Annotated in this window: 13 protein-coding genes and 1 pseudogene; 9 read left to right on the plus strand and 5 right to left on the minus strand. The window is 44.1% G+C overall.

Annotation, left to right across the window (positions count from 1 at the left end):
• Nucleotides 1-208: 208 nt before the first annotated feature.
• Nucleotides 209-901: a superoxide dismutase gene (locus tag ACO1PK_RS13550; RefSeq protein WP_423186138.1), complete on the minus strand. Its 693-nt coding sequence runs from the start codon at nucleotides 899-901 to the stop codon at nucleotides 209-211.
• Between the two features lie 539 nt (nucleotides 902-1,440).
• On the opposite strand from ACO1PK_RS13550, the pseudogene ACO1PK_RS13555 reads away from it, so the two are divergent.
• The 3 genes and pseudogenes from ACO1PK_RS13555 to ACO1PK_RS13565 form a co-directional block, all read left to right on the plus strand.
• Nucleotides 1,441-1,797, plus strand: a pseudogene (locus tag ACO1PK_RS13555) (HI0074 family nucleotidyltransferase substrate-binding subunit); the annotation flags it as partial.
• Nucleotides 1,794-1,982, plus strand: coding sequence for a nucleotidyltransferase domain-containing protein (locus tag ACO1PK_RS13560; protein ID WP_423186139.1), 189 nt, complete (start codon nucleotides 1,794-1,796; stop codon nucleotides 1,980-1,982). The pseudogene ACO1PK_RS13555 and the gene ACO1PK_RS13560, both read left to right, overlap by 4 nt.
• Nucleotides 1,983-2,288: 306 nt before the next feature.
• On the plus strand, nucleotides 2,289-4,034 hold the full coding sequence (locus ACO1PK_RS13565; RefSeq protein WP_423186140.1) for an amidohydrolase: 1,746 nt from the start codon (nucleotides 2,289-2,291) through the stop codon (nucleotides 4,032-4,034).
• 330 nt (nucleotides 4,035-4,364) lie between these two features.
• On the opposite strand, the gene ACO1PK_RS13570 is transcribed toward ACO1PK_RS13565, so the two are convergent.
• Together ACO1PK_RS13570 and ACO1PK_RS13575 are read right to left on the minus strand one after the other, a co-directional pair.
• Complete coding sequence (locus tag ACO1PK_RS13570; RefSeq protein WP_423186141.1) at nucleotides 4,365-5,501, minus strand: hypothetical protein; 1,137 nt, start codon at nucleotides 5,499-5,501, stop codon at nucleotides 4,365-4,367.
• Nucleotides 5,502-5,743: 242 nt separating this feature from the next.
• Complete coding sequence (locus tag ACO1PK_RS13575; RefSeq protein WP_423186142.1) at nucleotides 5,744-6,187, minus strand: SirB2 family protein; 444 nt, start codon at nucleotides 6,185-6,187, stop codon at nucleotides 5,744-5,746.
• 62 nt (nucleotides 6,188-6,249) lie between these two features.
• On the opposite strand from ACO1PK_RS13575, the gene ACO1PK_RS13580 reads away from it, so the two are divergent.
• Together ACO1PK_RS13580 and ACO1PK_RS13585 are read left to right on the plus strand one after the other, a co-directional pair.
• A complete protein-coding gene (locus tag ACO1PK_RS13580) occupies nucleotides 6,250-7,260 on the plus strand; it encodes a hypothetical protein (protein ID WP_423186143.1) in 1,011 nt (336 codons plus the stop codon).
• Nucleotides 7,261-7,385: 125 nt separating this feature from the next.
• A complete protein-coding gene (locus tag ACO1PK_RS13585; RefSeq protein ID WP_423186144.1) occupies nucleotides 7,386-8,177 on the plus strand; it encodes a substrate-binding periplasmic protein in 792 nt (263 codons plus the stop codon).
• Nucleotides 8,178-8,271: 94 nt separating this feature from the next.
• Here ACO1PK_RS13585 and ACO1PK_RS13590 read toward each other — a convergent pair whose 3' ends face one another.
• Nucleotides 8,272-8,970, minus strand: coding sequence for a transposase (locus tag ACO1PK_RS13590; protein WP_423186145.1), 699 nt, complete (start codon nucleotides 8,968-8,970; stop codon nucleotides 8,272-8,274).
• Between the two features lie 267 nt (nucleotides 8,971-9,237).
• On the opposite strand from ACO1PK_RS13590, the gene ACO1PK_RS13595 reads away from it, so the two are divergent.
• From ACO1PK_RS13595 to ACO1PK_RS13610, 4 genes are all read left to right on the plus strand, one after another.
• Nucleotides 9,238-10,380 (plus strand): porin, encoded by a 1,143-nt coding sequence (locus ACO1PK_RS13595; RefSeq protein WP_423186146.1) that lies wholly within the window; start codon nucleotides 9,238-9,240, stop codon nucleotides 10,378-10,380.
• Nucleotides 10,381-10,389: 9 nt separating this feature from the next.
• Complete coding sequence (locus tag ACO1PK_RS13600) at nucleotides 10,390-10,788, plus strand: phosphate ABC transporter substrate-binding protein (RefSeq protein ID WP_423186147.1); 399 nt, start codon at nucleotides 10,390-10,392, stop codon at nucleotides 10,786-10,788.
• 192 nt (nucleotides 10,789-10,980) lie between these two features.
• The gene (locus tag ACO1PK_RS13605) at nucleotides 10,981-12,438 is read left to right on the plus strand and encodes a phosphomannomutase (protein WP_423186148.1); all 1,458 of its coding nucleotides are present in this window, start codon (nucleotides 10,981-10,983) and stop codon (nucleotides 12,436-12,438) included.
• A gap of 174 nt (nucleotides 12,439-12,612) precedes the next feature.
• Complete coding sequence (locus ACO1PK_RS13610) at nucleotides 12,613-14,865, plus strand: putative bifunctional diguanylate cyclase/phosphodiesterase (protein WP_423186149.1); 2,253 nt, start codon at nucleotides 12,613-12,615, stop codon at nucleotides 14,863-14,865.
• A 63-nt stretch (nucleotides 14,866-14,928) separates the two neighbouring features.
• Here ACO1PK_RS13610 and ACO1PK_RS13615 read toward each other — a convergent pair whose 3' ends face one another.
• Entirely contained in the window at nucleotides 14,929-16,272 is a 1,344-nt protein-coding gene (locus tag ACO1PK_RS13615) for a hypothetical protein (RefSeq protein WP_423186150.1), read from the minus strand.
• Between the last annotated feature and the right edge of the window lie 151 nt (nucleotides 16,273-16,423).

The following is a 16,423-nucleotide window of genomic DNA, read 5'->3' on the forward strand; positions in this document are numbered from 1 at the left end:
GTTGAAGCTGGCTAATAACGGCTAGTTTAGTCGCAAAGTGGAGGTAATGCAAATGCATTACCTCCGTGCAAGTGCTTAGAATCGAATCAAGGGGTCAGAGTTGTTGATCGAGGCTATTAAAACCTTTCCTATACTTTTCATTGCGTTAGTTTAGGCTGGTTGGAAATTAGCTCCGACCCCTTTTTACCCTGACCTTTTTTACATTGGCTTATTTGCGAGTGGCTTGTTCAAATAACTGATTGACTTTGTTCCAGTTTACAACTTGCCACCAGCCTTGGCTGTAATCGCCACGACGGTTCTGATAGGCAAGGTAGTAAGCGTGCTCCCATACGTCGAGCGCTAGGATAGGTGCACCACGCTCTTCTACAACATCCATTAACGGGTTATCTTGGTTCGCGGTAGAGGTGACTTGTAGTTTACCGTCGGCATTAACGATAACCCACGCCCAACCTGAGCCAAATCGGCTGGCAGCGGCCTGATTAAAAGCGGTTTTCATTGCATCTAATGAGCCAAAGTCGCGTTCTATGGCAGCTTGTAAAGCCGTTGAAGGCGAGCCACCCTGGCCGACCGGAGCCATTAATTCCCAAAACAATTGGTGGTTGTAATGGCCGCCGCCATTATTGCGAACCGCCATGTTGAAGGCTGACATTTGCTGCATCATTTGTTCGAGGCTAAGGTCTGTCAGCTGAGGAAAATTAGCAACTTGTGCGTTGAGGTTATTAACATAAGCTTGATGATGACGACCATGATGAATTTCCATGGTTTTAGCATCAAGCACAGGCTCTAGGGCATTAGTAGCATAAGGCAGAGGGGTTAGGCTAAATGGCGCAGCAAAAGCGGATAATGAGGCTAAAAGCAGCGCAGCAGTGCTTACAGATTTTAGCAGGGGCGTTTTAAACATAAAAACTCCTTTCGGGTGATAAAGATAAGTAATAAGGTTCGATATAGTAAAACTGAGTCAGTCTAGATCACCGCAAGTTCCCAAAACAAGGAAAAATGAAAAAAGGGTTCAGGAATCAAGGGGTCAGAGTTAATTTCCGCAGGATAATCAAGGGGTCAGAGTTAATTTCCGCAGGAAATTAACTCTGACCCCTTGATTAAACTCTGACCCCTTGATTAAACTCTGACCCCTTGATTAAACTCTGACCCCTTGATTATGACGACTTGATTATGACCCCTTGATTACTAACCCCCTTGATTCAAATTAGCTCTGACCCCTTTTTTTGCCCCTTTTTACTGCAAGAACTTTTAGGAGTATACTTTTGTTATTAGCGTTATCACTGTTAGTGTCATTGATGAGGGGGTTTATGGCGCAACAGGTTAAAAAAGTTTCGCAAGCAAAGCGCAAAGATCCATTAACCGATTTGGCTTGTCTAACCTCTATTGGTAAAACTGCATCTCGATTAGCTCGGGCAACAGCGCTTTTAAAATTATCAAAAAGCGCTGGGCCAATTAACATCTGCTTTAGCTGAGTATGACGAGCAAGCACCGACACTTATAAAAGAGGGCATTTTACAACGTTTTGAATTTACACATGAACTTGCTTAGAAGTTTTTGAAAGATTATCTAGAGTATGAGGGGCATCAAGGTATTACTGGTTCACGGTCTGCAAGTCGGCTTGCTTTTTCTCTTGGACTCGTTGCTAATGCTCAAGTATTGATGGATATGCGAGAGAGCCGAAACCGTACAGTGCATACTTATGATGAGCGGATTTTAGAGCAAGAATTCACAAAGGTTCAACAAGCATACGCACCTGCTTTGTTTGCGCTGGTCGTCACTTTACAAGGATTAAAATGAAGTTTGGTTTATCAAACAGTGATTTGGCCAAAATGAATAATGTATTTGCGCGGCATCCTCAAATTGAACAAGTTGTGTTGTATGGCTCTCGCGCTAAAGGTAATTACAGGACAGGTTCAGATATCGATTTAACAATTTTGGGGATTGATACTAATGATTTTTTGTTATCGCGTGTTGTTTGCTAATTTGATGAGTTAAATACGCCATATTTAATGGATGTATCTTTTTATCACCAGATTTTTTCTTCTGAGCTAAAAAACACATCGCTGAATATGGACAACTTTGTTATGCAAAAGGGGTTAGTGAATCAAGGGGTCAGAGTTGAATCAAGGTGCCGGGAATCAATGGGAATCGAGTTAATCAAGGGGTCAGAGTTGAAATTAACTCTGATCCCTTGATTTCATCACCCTTGGATTCCTTGATTCGAAATTAACTCTGACCCCTTGATTCTAGGAAATTAGCTCTGACCCCTTTTTCTTAGGAGTGAGAAGATGAGATTAAGTGTTTTAGGTGTTTGTGCTGGGGTTTTGCTCAGTTTGTTGGGGTGTGATAGTGGTGTGCAGCACACGTCTAGCAAGCCGCTTGCTGATGATTCTGCCCAGCAATCGTCAGCTTACAGTTTATATTATGGCGGGGATATTCTGACGATGGCAGAGGATAGCCCCAGTTATGTTGAAGCGGTACTGGTGAAAGAGGGCACTGTGGTTTTCACCGGTACTAAGGCTGCTGCTGAGCAGTTTGCTACTCAACCGGTTAGGTATGTCAATCTTCAGGGGCAAGCTCTGCTGCCGGGGTTTATAGACGCGCATAGCCATGTGTTTGCAGTAGGCTTGCAAGCATCTGTACCGAACTTGCTGCCTCCGCCTGATGGCCAAGCCAGTACAGTTGAGCAATTGATTGCGCTGCTAACAGCATCTTTATCTGATGAGTCTTACCAACCTTTTGTCGCTAAAACTGGCGCTATTATTGGCTTTGGTTATGATGATGCTGAATTAGATCGTTATCCTACAGCGGCAGATTTAGATCGTGTGTCTACTGAGCTGCCGATCTTAATCATGCATACGTCTGGTCACTTGAGTGTCGTGAATAGTAAAGCTTTAGCAATTCTGAATATTCATGCCGATACGCCCGATCCTGAAGGGGGTATTATTCGGCGTAAGGCGGGCTCTACAGTGCCGAATGGCGTCCTGGAAGAAACCGCGCATTTTATGGCGTTAGGGCAACTTCTTGGGCAAATGGATTTAGAGCTGCAGCAAGCCATGTTTAAAAAAGGCCAGCAACTCTATGCTCGTTATGGTTATACCACTGCGCAAGAAGGGCGAGCGTCGGCAGATAGCATTGCCATGATGATTCTTGCGGCAGAGCAGGGCGATTTGTTGATAGACGTGGTCGCTTATCCGGATATTGTCAGTGATGCTGCAGCGATGTCGTCGCCCTATTATCAAAAGCACTATAAGCACAAGTTTCGGATCGGTGGCGCTAAGCTAACTTTAGATGGTTCTCCGCAGGGAAAAACAGCGTGGTTATCGCATCCTTATCATCATCCACCTGAGGGGCAAACTGAGGATTATGCTGGCTATCCTGTTTTTAATGATGCTCAAGTACGGCAGTATGTAGACTTAGCCTATAGCAACAATTGGCAGCTACTGGTGCATGCTAACGGTGATGCAGCTATCGATCAAATGTTAACGATTTTTGCTGAAGCAACAGCTAAATATGGTATGGCTGATCGGCGCAATGTGTTAATTCATGGCCAAACCTTGAGAGCCGATCAAATCGAGAAAATTAAAACACTGGGCGTTTTTCCTTCGCTATTTCCGATGCACACTTTCTACTGGGGTGATTGGCATGCCCAATCTGTTCTAGGTGAGCAACGGGCACAGTTTATTTCACCAACCAAAGCTGTTTTAGACGCTGGTTTAATGTTTACTTCGCATCACGATGCGCCAGTGGCGCTGCCTAGCTCGCTGCGGGTTTTACATGCTACGGTGAATAGAGTTACTCGAAGCGGTAAGGTGTTAGGGCCAGATCAGCGGGTAGATACATACACTGCTTTAAAAGCGATGACACATTGGGCGGCATATCAGCATTTTGAAGAAAACTTCAAAGGCATGATTAAACCGGGTTACCAAGCCGATTTTATCGTAATCGACCGCAACCCGCTAAAAGTCGACCCGATGCAGCTTATTGAACTTAAGATTACGCAAACCATAAGCGCCGGCCAACCTTTACTTTAACCCAAAATATAAAAAAGGGGTCAGAGCTAATTTCCTAATCAAGGGGTTAATCAAGGGGTCAGAGTTGTTGATCGAGGCTATTAAAACCTTTCCTATACTTTTCATTGCGTTAGTTTAGGCTGGTTGGAAATTAGCTCCGACCCCTTTTTATACTTAATCAAGGGGTCAGAGATCGTTGATCTGCAGCACCAATCAACAACTCTGACCCCTTGATCGGACCCCTTGATCGGTAGCTAACGTCCATTGAGCAGATAAGGTGGTTTATACTTCCTATACTTGGTAAACAGGTGTTTATTCAGCTTATACCCCGGCAAAATGCTAGGGTGGGGGTTAGAACATAGCCGGCAAGCCTGGTGTATTGCATACTGTGCGGGTGCTTTCTATGGGTGTTGAGCCAATTTTTTGGACGTATGAAACATACTTTGTACCATCAGGCATGGTAACAACAGTAACCAGATAGGTCACATCCTGACCAATTATTTGGGTAATATTGCTACAGCCAGTACCGCCAAAAATACTGCGCGTTTCCTGCCCGCTTACCTCAACACCGTTTGTGTTTAACAAGCGGGCCTTATAAGCGGTAAAGGTATCCCCGTTACTGGTATGGCTGACATCAGAATTCAGTATGATGCTTGGACTGCCCCGATTGTTGCGTATCGGTGTAATGCTTAACGTTAGACGGCTGCCATCCTTATATTTGAGCGTGAAATGAAATGTTTGAAACTTGCGGCTATTAAAGCCAATCTGCACAATCCCAAGTGATACAGCAAAGCTGTCGATAATATTATGCCACCATCCTGGCGGGGTGTTGATTTGCTGGTCAACGCCCCTGATCCAACCATTAATCGCAGTGCTGCAGCTGCTACGATGCATGTAATCCAGCGCTGTCTGGCAGTCGCCAAAACTGTCGTCGTTGCTGCGGTGAGGAGCAGCAAAAGCTTGCATGGCACTGACATCCAGAATATCACCCAGCTCATTGACAAAGCTGCCATCCTTCAATTGGGTAAAGCTGTAATACTGCTGCATCACCGGGTAGTGCTGGTGCAGCTGAAGAGCCTGCTCTGCCAGTTGCTGCATGGCTGCTGTAACCGGCTGTGGGCTGATATCGATACCGTCTCCGACCTGACGGGCGCGCCAGTGTTCGACGGTAGCTGTGGCAGCATACACGACAATAAAATTGATTTGTTGGTAGGGGTTTGAACCGCAACCATGCTCTGGAGGGAATGTAAAGCAGTTGATAGGCGCGAAGCGAAGTTGCGCTAGCACTTGTAACTTTTGTGGCCCCATATCACTGCAATCACTGGCTAGGGCTGGTGCCGATATCCCGCAAAGCAATAACTCGTTGTGTACCGTACTTAGAGACGCCAGCATAGGCTCTGGGGGAGTAAATTCAGCGGTTGCAGACGCCGCAACCCAGAGGCAGGAAGCTGCAGTAAAGCGGTATAAATATTTTTTAATTTTTATCATCAATAAAGATCCCTTTTATTTTATTTTTATTAACAGTAGTGGTCTGGCTACGCGTTGTCAAGGCATTAAATTTGCATGTTATTTACACTGCACTCCACCTGCATGCATTAGAGCTCCCTTCGAATCAAGGGGTCAGAGTTAATTTCTTTCGAAAATGCTGTAAAAAGCGAAAAAGGGGTCAGAGCTAATTTCCGTAGGAAATTAGCTCTGACCCCTTTTTACAGCATTTTTTGTTTAAAAGCTTAGCTAACTGCCAGCAGCAATGACTTTGCCGCTTCAATATAGGCATTCACATCTTCGCTTGCACCTTTTACTTTCAGCCGGTGAGCGTAGGCGAGTCTGGCGCTCATGGCAAACCAGAATAGGGCGCTGAAAAATCCGACAAAGCGCCATAGGTTTGATTTTGCCCATTTTAATGCAAAGGCAATAGATAAAATGTAGAACACAAAGCCGCCTAATTTAGAGGAGGCCCAGCTATTAACAAATGGGTATAACTGCAGCGGGCTGGCCGTTACTAAGTAGATAGCCGTGATAATAAACAGGGTATATAAAATATGTGGCCCAATTTTCAGTAGCTTATTGTTAACCTTGTCAGAGCCCTTAATGGTTAAGGCAAAATTGATCAAAAAGAATAGCAACGTGAGTGCTATTATGGTCAGGTGAGTGTGCTTCACTATCAGGTACATGCTGTGTTTCCCATGAGTAATATTTTGATTTGACAATATAACGTGTAGCCGGTGATCTTAAAATGGGGTCAGAGCTATTTAACCGTCTTAATTACCCAGAAAATGGGGTCGGAGCTAATTTCTTGGCTATTTACTTAAAGTTATTGATTCCAAACATTTTGCAAAGGTTAGATCGAAAATTAGCTCTGACCCCTTTTTTGTTGTTTTTGGCTAGTTGTCACTCTGCTCCGTTGGATGCTGTACATCGGGAGGCAACGACTCCCGTTTTATCTAGCCCGAGCCATTTACAGGTAGAGCTGTTAGCACATTTACCTGCTGAAATTAACGAATCATCAGGGTTAGCTAAGCGCCACGACATTCTATGGACCCATAATGACAGCGGTAATCCCGCTACTGTGTTTGCGATGCCGGCATCGGGCGGGGCAATTACCCAGCGTGTTAATTTGAAAAATGCAGTTAATAAAGATTGGGAAGATTTGGCGCAAGACGACCATACACTTTATGTCGCTGATTGTGGTAACAATATGGGTGATCGGCAATGGTTGCAGATTTACAAGGTGGCGTGGCAAGACCTAGATCGCGCAGACAATGAAGGTTCGTTGCCTTCTCAGCTTATGAAGGTTCGCCTAGCTGATATTGAGCCAAAGCCGAATTTGCATGCACACAATAATGATTGTGAAGCACTGACGGTGGTGGGCGAGGAGCTGTGGCTGTTTACCAAGAATTGGCAAGATCAAAACACGCGGCTGTATCGGATCCCTAAAGATTCAGCCGTGTATGAAGCGAAAAGTGATGAGCTATTTGCAGCCAATGGGCTTATTACGGGGGCCGATTTCGATCCGCAAACACAGCGTTTAGCGCTAATTGGTTATCGCCTGGGTTTTTTAAATGTCTCGGCTTTTATCTGGATAGTGCCTGTGGCGGATAACGCGCCACTATGGGATAAGGCGAGTTATCACACTATCAGCCCTGCAGGGCAGTGGGAGGCCATACTCTGGCACCAAGGCAATTTGTTAGTGACCCGCGAACAAAGCCCGTTATCCAGCCCTTGGCTCGGTATCATCTATTTGTGAAGCAGGCTTTAAAAAGGGGTCAGAGCTAATTTTATTTTTTAATTAGCTCCGACCCCTTTTTAACAGCCCCCTTTTTTCAAAAATAGGCCTATAATTAGCTCCGACCCCTTTTTCTGGGAGACAGTATGCGGAGTATGTTTCTTGCTGTAGTTTTTCTATTTGGGTGTGCCCCCTCTTTTGCTTGTACTATTCGTTTCGGTAATGAAACCAGTTTCTTGCCTTTTATCGAGTTCCATGACAATAAGTGGCAAGGTTTAACCGTCGAGTTATTGCAGATGTTGGTGCAAGATATTGGCTGCCAGTTAGAGTTTATTCCCAGCCCTTGGTTACGTTCATTAAAGCTGATTGATAAGGCTGAGTTAGATGTGTTGGCGCACCTTACTTATAATACTGAGCGAGAAACTGATTTTGCGTTTATTGGGCCGCATCATCTAGAAAGCATATATTTGATTGCGACTTCCGGCAACTTCGTGGGTGTCACTCAGCTAGAACAGCTAAGAAATTATAGAACTGGGCTAATTGCCTTGCTGAATGGCGCTTACTATGGCGATGAATTGGCACTTATGTTACTGGATGAACGAACAAAAGATATGTTTATTTCGATTGTAAGTAATCAAGATAAGATGTTGTTACTGGTTAACGGTCGAGTCCAGGGAGTGATGGATGATATTATGGCTTTTAACCACTGGCGTACAGTAACCGGCAAACAAGTTAGGCACCTAAGGGCAGTATTTAAAGTTTATGAAAGCCCCGTTTATTTTGGCTTTAATCGTAAAACGCTCACCATTAACCAGCTAGAGCAGCTAGCCAAGGCTTGGCAGGCTCGTTTTGATGATGGCACTGTTCAACGTATTCTCGACAAGTACCAAGGCACAGAGCCATATTTAACGCTCCCTCCACCAAACTCATTGCTATAACCCAATAAAAGGGGCAGCCAAAAAGCAAAAAGGGGTCAGAGCTAATTTTCTGAATAAATTAGCTCTGACCCCTTTTTATCCTGACCCCTTTTTATCAATTCCTTTTATCGCTGAGTTCTGGTCTTCCAGGCCCACACTTGCCAAGTTTTATGCCCATGGCGTGTTCGATTTGCTTTCGAAAGCGATCGTCACCTAATGGGTAATTATGCATTAGGCTTTGACGAATTTTTTGCAGGGCGCTAGCGCTAAATTCCTCTGTAAACAGCGCCTTATAAGCCGCTAGTCTGCTTTGTTCGGTATCACCCAAGCGTAGGTATAATTCATGCGGTGTTAAACAGTTAATCTTCTTACCCAAAGCATGAAATTGATAACTCGACCAATGATAGTTAGCTGGGTGTGGTACCATCATGGCTCGGACAGGGTTTAGCTCTATGTAGCGTTGGCATTGTAAATAATACAAATCACTGTCTATTAAGCTAGCCTTATATCGCCCCTCAAACAAGGTACCAGTGCGCTGATAGTGTTTGTTAACATAACGCACGTAGTCGCGGCCAACGCTTTGCATTACGCGGGATATGCCCTCGCTTGTCTCTGGCGTTAACAGCAAATGTACGTGGTTAGTCATTAGCACAAAAGCATGTAGCTGCACATGATAGCGTAGCAGCGCTTCTTCTAGGCTATTGATATAAAAACCGTAATCGTCATCACAGAAAAAACAAGCTTGGCGATTATGGCCACGCTGTACGATATGACAAGGATTCCCTTTAAGAAAAAAGCGTTGTTTTCTGGCCATTTTGATAATCTTTGGTTGCATTTATGTAATAAATTTAGCTTGTTTGCTTGTAAAATAAAGGCAGCTGTTCAAAAAAACCATAAAAAGGGGTCAGAGCTAATTATCTGAATAAATTAGCTCTGACCCCTTTTTATCCTAGCCCCTTCTTAATCTCTTTTGTCTTTATTGTCCTTTAAGTCTTTTTTGTCTCATTTGTCTTGACTTGTGTTGCGGGTTGCCTATAATTCAGTCACATGCTTAATGTCGCTTAAGCCTATTGAGGTCAATATGAAAAAACGTCTCTTAAGTTTTGCCATCCTAGCAGCGCTCGCCAGTACGGCTGTGCATGCCAACACTACTGTTAACGGCTTCGCTTCTATTAAAGCGGGCATGACAACCTCTTCTGGTGATACGCTTTATGAGTATACCGATGAGCTAGATTTCAAAACCGGTAGCTTGTTTGCGTTGCAGGTAAAGTCAGATTTAGGTGAAAAATTATCTGTTACAGGCCAATTGTTGGGGCGGGGCGTTAACGATTTTGATGTTGAATTCGAGTGGCTATATTTATCCTATGCGCTGACTGACAATTTAACGGTTAGTGCAGGTCGCATTGGGGTGCCATTCTTTAAATACTCCGATTTTAAAGATGTTGGTTATGCCTATCTGTGGCACACCGTTCCGCAAAGTGTGTATTCGGGCGTTGGCTTTACTAAAGTTGAAGGCGTGTCTTTTTATTACACCACAACCTTAGGTAGCTTTGATGCCACGGCCCAGTTGCTCTATGGTTCAGCGTCAGATACCAATCCGATATTTGATCTGCCAGCCTCTACTCGCCAAGATAAGGTGGTGTCGCTTAATGTGGAATTAAGTCGAGACTGGTACGCGTTCCGTGCTGCCTATGTGCAAGGTGATATTACCGTTGTATCAGACGCTTTTACGCCACTGACGAATGCGTTAGCGGGCACTGGTGTTCCAGCTTTTCAAGCATTGGCGAGCGAGCTCGATTTTGATAATGATCAAGGCACTTTTTATGGCCTTGGCGTGACACTTGAGCCTGGTAATTGGCAACTGGTACTTGAATACAACGACATTGGTATCGAAAACTCTTTCTACTCTGAAAGAACAAACTACTATGTTTCAGCAGGTTACCGTTTTGACAAGTGGCAGCCATTTGTGGTGTTCGAAAGAGAAGATCATAAAAGTAAAGACAGTATTTATCAGCCATTTGTAGGGGTATTGCCACCGCAATTGTTGCAGCCTGTTATTGGTGTTGTTACTGGGCAAAAGTTTGATGCGACAACAATAAGTGCGGGTTTACGTTACGATTTCCATCCGTCAGCGGCGTTTAAAATTCAGTTCAGCTCTCAAAAAGATAAATCGACAGACCAATCTGTAGGTTTGCTTACTGCTGGCGTAGATTTAGTATTCTAGGGGAATAAAATGAAAAAACTTGCGATCACTTTAGCATCAGTACTTTTGGTTAGTTTTTCTGCGGTTGCTCAAGTTGTGGTGGTAGTCAACCCCGCGATGAACGAAACCATTACAACCGACGAAATTGCGCGCGTTTATACCGGTCGCTCATCGGTGCTAGTGCCGATAAATCTTCGAGATGCCGACGCGAAGCGGGCTATTTTCGATGAAAAAGCGGTAGGAAGAACCTCTGCCCAACTTAAAGCGCATTGGTCAAAACTGGTTTTCACTGGCAAAGGTAATCCGCCGCAGGAATTCGCAACCGACGCCGAGGTTATAGCCTTTATCAGCAGCAACGAATATGCCATCGGTTACATCGATGCCGCAAATGTCACCGATCAAGTCAAAGTCATCCACACCCTAAACTAGTCTTATGAAAAAGGGGTCAGAGCTAATTTTGTTTTTTAATTAGCTCTGACCCCTTTTTATTGTTTGATTAAAGTTGAAAAAGGCAGCTTAGCCCTTTACAGTTGATGTTCACAAAAAAGGGTTAGGCATTAATTAGCTCTGACCCCTTTTTTATTACTTAAAGGGAGTTAAATGATGCTACAGCAAAGCTGCATGACGATATTAGCAGAAAGTGGAGTTGCCTTTGGTACGAGTGGGGCTAGGGGGCTGGTGTCTGATTTTACTCCTGAGGTGTGTGCCGCTTTTGCCCAAAGTTTTGTGCAAGCTATTGCCACATCAGGTAAGTTTCAGGCTGTAGCGTTGGGTATTGATAATCGCCCGAGTAGCCCTGCGATGGCGGCTGCTTGTGCGGGTGCGCTGCAAGCACTTGGCATTGAGGCGCAGTATTTTGGTGTATTACCCACTCCAGCATTGGCGTTTTATGCGATGCAGCAGGGTATTCCAGCCATTATGATTACCGGTAGTCATATTCCATTTGACCGCAATGGCATTAAGTTTTACCGCGCTGATGGCGAAATCAGCAAAGCGGATGAGCTGGCTATTTTAGCGCAGTCCAGCCCGTTGGTAGCCTTTACTCCAGTTTTGCCGGAAGTTAACCCCGCGGCAGCGCAAGCCTATATCACTCGGTACACGTCGTTTTATCCTGCCGCATTATTGGCCGGTAAACATATTGGGATTTATGAACACTCCAGTGCTGGCAGAGAACTCTATCATCAAATTTTCAGTGCGCTGGGAGCTAAGGTTACCCGTTTAGCGCCTTCTGATACCTTTGTTCCTATCGATACCGAAGCGGTAACAGCTGAAGATCAACAGCGTGGTTTAGCGTGGTCAAAGCAATATGGCTTTGATGCTATTTTTTCGACCGATGGCGATGGTGATAGACCCTTAATTGCTGATGAAAACGGGCAATGGTTACGGGGCGATATTTTAGGTTTACTGACCGCGAAAAGCTTGGGGATTGATGGACTCGCGGTGCCGGTTAATGCCAATACGGCTATTGAGTTAGATGGCTGTTTCGAACGGGTAGTGCGTACTAAAATTGGCTCGCCTTACGTGATTGCCGGTTTTGCCGAATTAGTAAATTATCGTGCTTTTGCTGGTTTTGAAGCGAATGGTGGTTTTTTATTAGGCTCAGCGGTAAAGGTCGCAGAGCGTCAGTTAGCACCATTACCCACGCGCGATGCGGTACTGCCAATGCTGGCATTAATGGCATTGTGCACTAGCGTACCCATTTCGCAAGTTGTTGTCGCCTTGCCTGCGCGTGTAACCGCGAGTGATCGCCTGCAAAATATTCCAGTGAGCGAAAGTAAAGAACGGCTCGAGCAAGTGTTGGCAAACCCTAATCAATTTTTGGCTGAATTAGCTGTTATTATAAACTCGGCAGATTTTCAGGCAGAGTTAGCATTAACAGACGCCGAAAAAGCCAGTTTGGCGGTTTATAAACGCTTAGATGTAGTAATTGTTGACACTACCGATGGTGTACGTTTGCAATTATGCAATGGTGATATTGTCCACCTGCGCCCGTCGGGTAATGCCCCAGAACTGCGTTGCTATACCGAAAGCAGTAACGCCACTTCTGCGCAAATCCTACTTCGCGCCGCCTTACGCTGATAATAAGAAAAAGAGGGCGAAAAAGGGGTCAGAGCTAATTTCCTACAGAAATTAGCTCTGACCCCTTTTTATTTTTTACCCCCTTTTTTTTACTATCTTTTTCTGCGTAGGAAATTAGCTCTGACCCCTTTTTAAGTGTAAACTAAAGTTAACCTTAGTTTTTAATGAGAGACTATGAACTCACTATTTCTGTTGGCGGTGGCTATTCAAACAGTAGTGGGGATTAGTTTGCTCTTCGCTTGGCAACGTAATAAAAACCAAGGGTTTGTTGTTAAATTAGGCTTGTCTTTTATTGGCGTTGCGGCCTTAGTCTTAATCTATACTCTCTTTGCTCATGCCGCTGCGGATAGCCCTATAAATCTATATGTTATTCCGTTTGTGGCTTGTATAACCATTTATTTATTGGTCGCGGGCGTGACAGAATTAAGTGGTTATAGAATGAGCAACTTACAGGTGTTCCTGTTTTTTAGTATTTTGCTTTTTATTATGGTCACTGTTTCAGCACGCTCGGAGTCAGTGAGCTCACAGGTGATTGTTTCGCTGATTTATCTGTTAGTTGGCGTACTGGCGTTTAATTCTTTAAAGCATCGATCCAGATCGCATCAATTGATTGGCCCCTTACTGATCTTGCTTGCTTTACATCCTTTGATTTCGATTAGTGGTTCGCCCGCATCCATTGAATTGCAGTTTGCTGCTGGCACCGTCATTCGAACCGCGATCGGTTTTGCCGCCTTATATGTTTCGGTTGATTTAGCTGCTAAAGAAGCCCGAGCTTTAAATGAGCGTTTTACACGCCTTACTGAATACTCAGTGCAAGGGGTGGCAGTGGTGAGTGATCATCAGTTGCTTTATACCAATAGCGCAACGCTGAAGATTTATGGTGCACAAGATGTGCATGAATTGAAAAACTATTTTTTAGTATCAATTGAACCTAATAAGCAAAATCAAATTTTCTGGCAAAATTACAAAAAATTGATGTCAGGTGAAGTTGAAAGTTTAAGTTGGCAAGGCCCGCGAGCTCGTGTTGATGGACAAATACGTGATCTTCTCTTTTTTGCATATAAGGTCAGGTGGGATCATAAGCATGCTATTTGCGTTTTAATTTCGGATGAAACGGAACGCATGGAAACAACACGACAAGTGTTGTATCGAGCGACACATGATAATTTAACCGGTTTGCCTAATCGTCATTTATTAATTGAGCAATTGAGTGAGTTAATGACCACGTCGGAGCCGCATAGCCGTCTTGGTGTTTTTATCTTAAATATTGATCGTTTTAAATTATTCAACACTGCTCATGGTTTTAGTTTAGGGGACGAAATTCTTCAATCTTTGGCAACGCTGCTACAAGAGGCTTTAGCCAGTATAGGGACGATTTTTCATATTGGTATCGATGAGTTTGTTGTGTTAACCCGAGTGGACGTTCATGAAGATTTAACCGCAGTTGAACAAGCGCTTATTGCTGCTATCTCGAAGCCGCTAAAAGTATCAATTGGCGAGTTTTATGTAGATATGTCAATTGGTTGTGCTATTTATCCAGACAATGGAAATCATGCTGAACAATTGATAAGAGCAGCAAGTTCAGCTATGTATTTAGCAAAGACAAAACCTGGTACTCAATTAATTTATGCTGATTCAGATGATGTTGATCATGCATGCGATCTACTAAATTTAGAACAAGCGCTTAGAGTAGGTATCAAACAACAAGAAATCTTTTTATGTTATCAACCTAAAGTTGATTCTGTGACGCAGCAGCTTTTAGGTTTTGAAGCATTAGCCCGTTGGAATCGCCAAAACTACGGTTTGGTAAGTCCGCAGAAGTTTATACAAGCAGCTGAAAATACAGGATTAATTGTTGAACTTGGTACGCTGATAATCAGAATCGCTTGCCAACAAATCGCGCAGTGGCGTGCTGCTGCGATTGATTGTGTTCCAGTTGCCGTAAACGTATCGCCGTTACAATTATTAAATTCGCAGTTTCCCGATATCGTCATGAATATTCTTAACGAGTTTAAGGTGCCTGTACATTTATTAACCTTAGAAATTACCGAAAGTGCCGCCATAGATAACCTTGAACAAACACAAAATCAATTAAATAAACTCAAAGAGTTAGGCGTGTCTATTGCTATGGATGATTTTGGTACGGGGTTTTCTTCTTTAAGTATGTTACGTCAACTACCACTTAGCTCAATAAAAATTGATAAAGCGCTGATCGATCCGCTACCTGAACATGAAGGAACTGCGGTAGTCCATGCTATTTGTCAGTTAGCTGACGCCCTAGGACTAAGGGTGGTTGCTGAAGGGGTCGAAACACAGCAACAAGCGGACGCGGCCAAACAGGCAGGTTGCCATGAGTTTCAGGGCTACTTCTTTGGTAAACCGCTTCACACCGAAGATGCTTTAGCGTTGCTGTTGTTGAAAAAATAAAAAGGGGTCAGAGCTAATTTCCTACAGAAATTAGCTCTGACCCCTTTTTAATGGACTAACTTGTTATCGGGTTGTGACTTGGATATTTACGCTGCTGTACTTAGCCCATTTACCGGTCATTCTGGCTTCTAGCGGGAGCTTGCTGCGTTCAACACTGTCTAGTAAATATTGTTGATAACTTTGGCTATCGCCATAACGAATAACAGACGCTGAAACTGTACTTGGCGCATTATCATTAAATTTGTCGGCTATGGCATAGTCTGCTGGCACAATTTCATCTGGGTATTTTCCCTGTAATGGGCCGATAAAGGTTTGAAAATACGAAGTATTATCTGTAAGCGTAGTGGATACGTACAGGTAAAAGGTATTAAAGCCTTGAATTGCGCCTAGGTTGTAATTTGTATTATCTGAGGGAAGATCTTGCACTAAAAAGCGCTCTAAGGCGTCTTGCGCATCATTATTCGGTATAGTGATTACCGGTGGCTGCGTAAATGGCAGATCGAAAGCCTGTCGTTGCTGTGCCGAACGAAAAACAGTGCTGTTATCTACTTGATCAAATTGATTTGAAGATGCCCTTACTGAAACAAACTCAACACCATCTAGCTGGTTAAAAATAAAGGTTTCACTGCTGTTTAATCTTGAACGCAATCCCAAAATACCGGTTTCGGTGTAATGCGTTTCTCCTAACGTAGTGTAATTACCAGCCACGCTCACTGGCACAATTGAAGGTGTTTGTGTAATAGGTAAAGTGATTTCTGTACTTGGGTTGTACTGTCTGACGCTACCTGCAATAGCATTAACCGTTCCACCATTTACGATGGCGTTTAGCACAGGCCAGTTACCGTTTGTTGTTCTGCATAGCTCTACGTCAGAAAAGGTTACCTCGCCAAAGGCAACTGCCGTTCTGCGCTGTTCGGCACGGTTATAGCCGGTAAGCTCAATAGTTGATGGCGTAAGGCTACCAAAAGGTGACACCACTTTGACATCGGCCAAGCGGCATTCACAGCCTTGCTGCGCTTTGCCCGGCACTCGCAGCGTACCTAAATCGCCAACAGGGTGCTGTGCATAAGATGCCACTTGTATTTCCGGATTCTCGCCACGGTTAACCGCAATAGTGCTGATGTTCATCTGACTGGAACCTGTTACAGTGGCTGTTATTATGCCTGCTGCATTAGCGCGATGCCGGCTTACAACTCGCCAGTCCTGATCATGAATTAAAAGCTCGGCATTAGATGAGCTAACACTGGTGCCACATACCGTGTCTTGTTCAACGTTGGCTTGAAAGGTACGAGTAGTACTACCGCCATTGCCGCCAGTGCCCGTTGTTACATCGCCAGAACCACCACCACCGCAGGCTGTGAGTAAAGATGTGGCGAGTAGCGTTAGACTTAATCCTATTGTTTTCATTTACTGTCCTTATATTTTTACTATGTTTGAACACGGTGTACGTCGGAAAAAAGGGGGCGGGAAAAAGGGGGCGGAAAAAGGGGTCAGAGCTAATTTCCTACGGAAATTAGCTCTGACCCCTTTTTCTCATTTTCCCTGCCCCTTTTTCTAG

It is taken from the genome of Alishewanella sp. d11, assembly GCF_049390205.1.
Taxonomy (GTDB): Bacteria; Pseudomonadota; Gammaproteobacteria; order Enterobacterales; family Alteromonadaceae; genus Alishewanella.

What these genes read in the sequence shown, in the direction of transcription:
- ACO1PK_RS13550 (WP_423186138.1), bottom strand. Translation starts at nt 901, where the DNA reads ATGTTTAAAACGCCCCTGCTAAAATCTGTAAGCACTGCTGCGCTGCTT.
- ACO1PK_RS13590 (WP_423186145.1), bottom strand. Translation starts at nt 8,970, where the DNA reads ATGGCCAGAAAACAACGCTTTTTTCTTAAAGGGAATCCTTGTCATATC.
- ACO1PK_RS13565 (WP_423186140.1), top strand. Translation starts at nt 2,289, where the DNA reads ATGAGATTAAGTGTTTTAGGTGTTTGTGCTGGGGTTTTGCTCAGTTTG.
- ACO1PK_RS13600 (WP_423186147.1), top strand. Translation starts at nt 10,390, where the DNA reads ATGAAAAAACTTGCGATCACTTTAGCATCAGTACTTTTGGTTAGTTTT.
- ACO1PK_RS13605 (WP_423186148.1), top strand. Translation starts at nt 10,981, where the DNA reads ATGACGATATTAGCAGAAAGTGGAGTTGCCTTTGGTACGAGTGGGGCT.
- ACO1PK_RS13585 (WP_423186144.1), top strand. Translation starts at nt 7,386, where the DNA reads ATGCGGAGTATGTTTCTTGCTGTAGTTTTTCTATTTGGGTGTGCCCCC.
- ACO1PK_RS13610 (WP_423186149.1), top strand. Translation starts at nt 12,613, where the DNA reads ATGAACTCACTATTTCTGTTGGCGGTGGCTATTCAAACAGTAGTGGGG.
- ACO1PK_RS13595 (WP_423186146.1), top strand. Translation starts at nt 9,238, where the DNA reads ATGAAAAAACGTCTCTTAAGTTTTGCCATCCTAGCAGCGCTCGCCAGT.
- ACO1PK_RS13560 (WP_423186139.1), top strand. Translation starts at nt 1,794, where the DNA reads ATGAAGTTTGGTTTATCAAACAGTGATTTGGCCAAAATGAATAATGTA.
- ACO1PK_RS13570 (WP_423186141.1), bottom strand. Translation starts at nt 5,501, where the DNA reads ATGATAAAAATTAAAAAATATTTATACCGCTTTACTGCAGCTTCCTGC.
- ACO1PK_RS13580 (WP_423186143.1), top strand. Translation starts at nt 6,250, where the DNA reads ATGGGGTCAGAGCTATTTAACCGTCTTAATTACCCAGAAAATGGGGTC.
- ACO1PK_RS13615 (WP_423186150.1), bottom strand. Translation starts at nt 16,272, where the DNA reads ATGAAAACAATAGGATTAAGTCTAACGCTACTCGCCACATCTTTACTC.
- ACO1PK_RS13575 (WP_423186142.1), bottom strand. Translation starts at nt 6,187, where the DNA reads ATGTACCTGATAGTGAAGCACACTCACCTGACCATAATAGCACTCACG.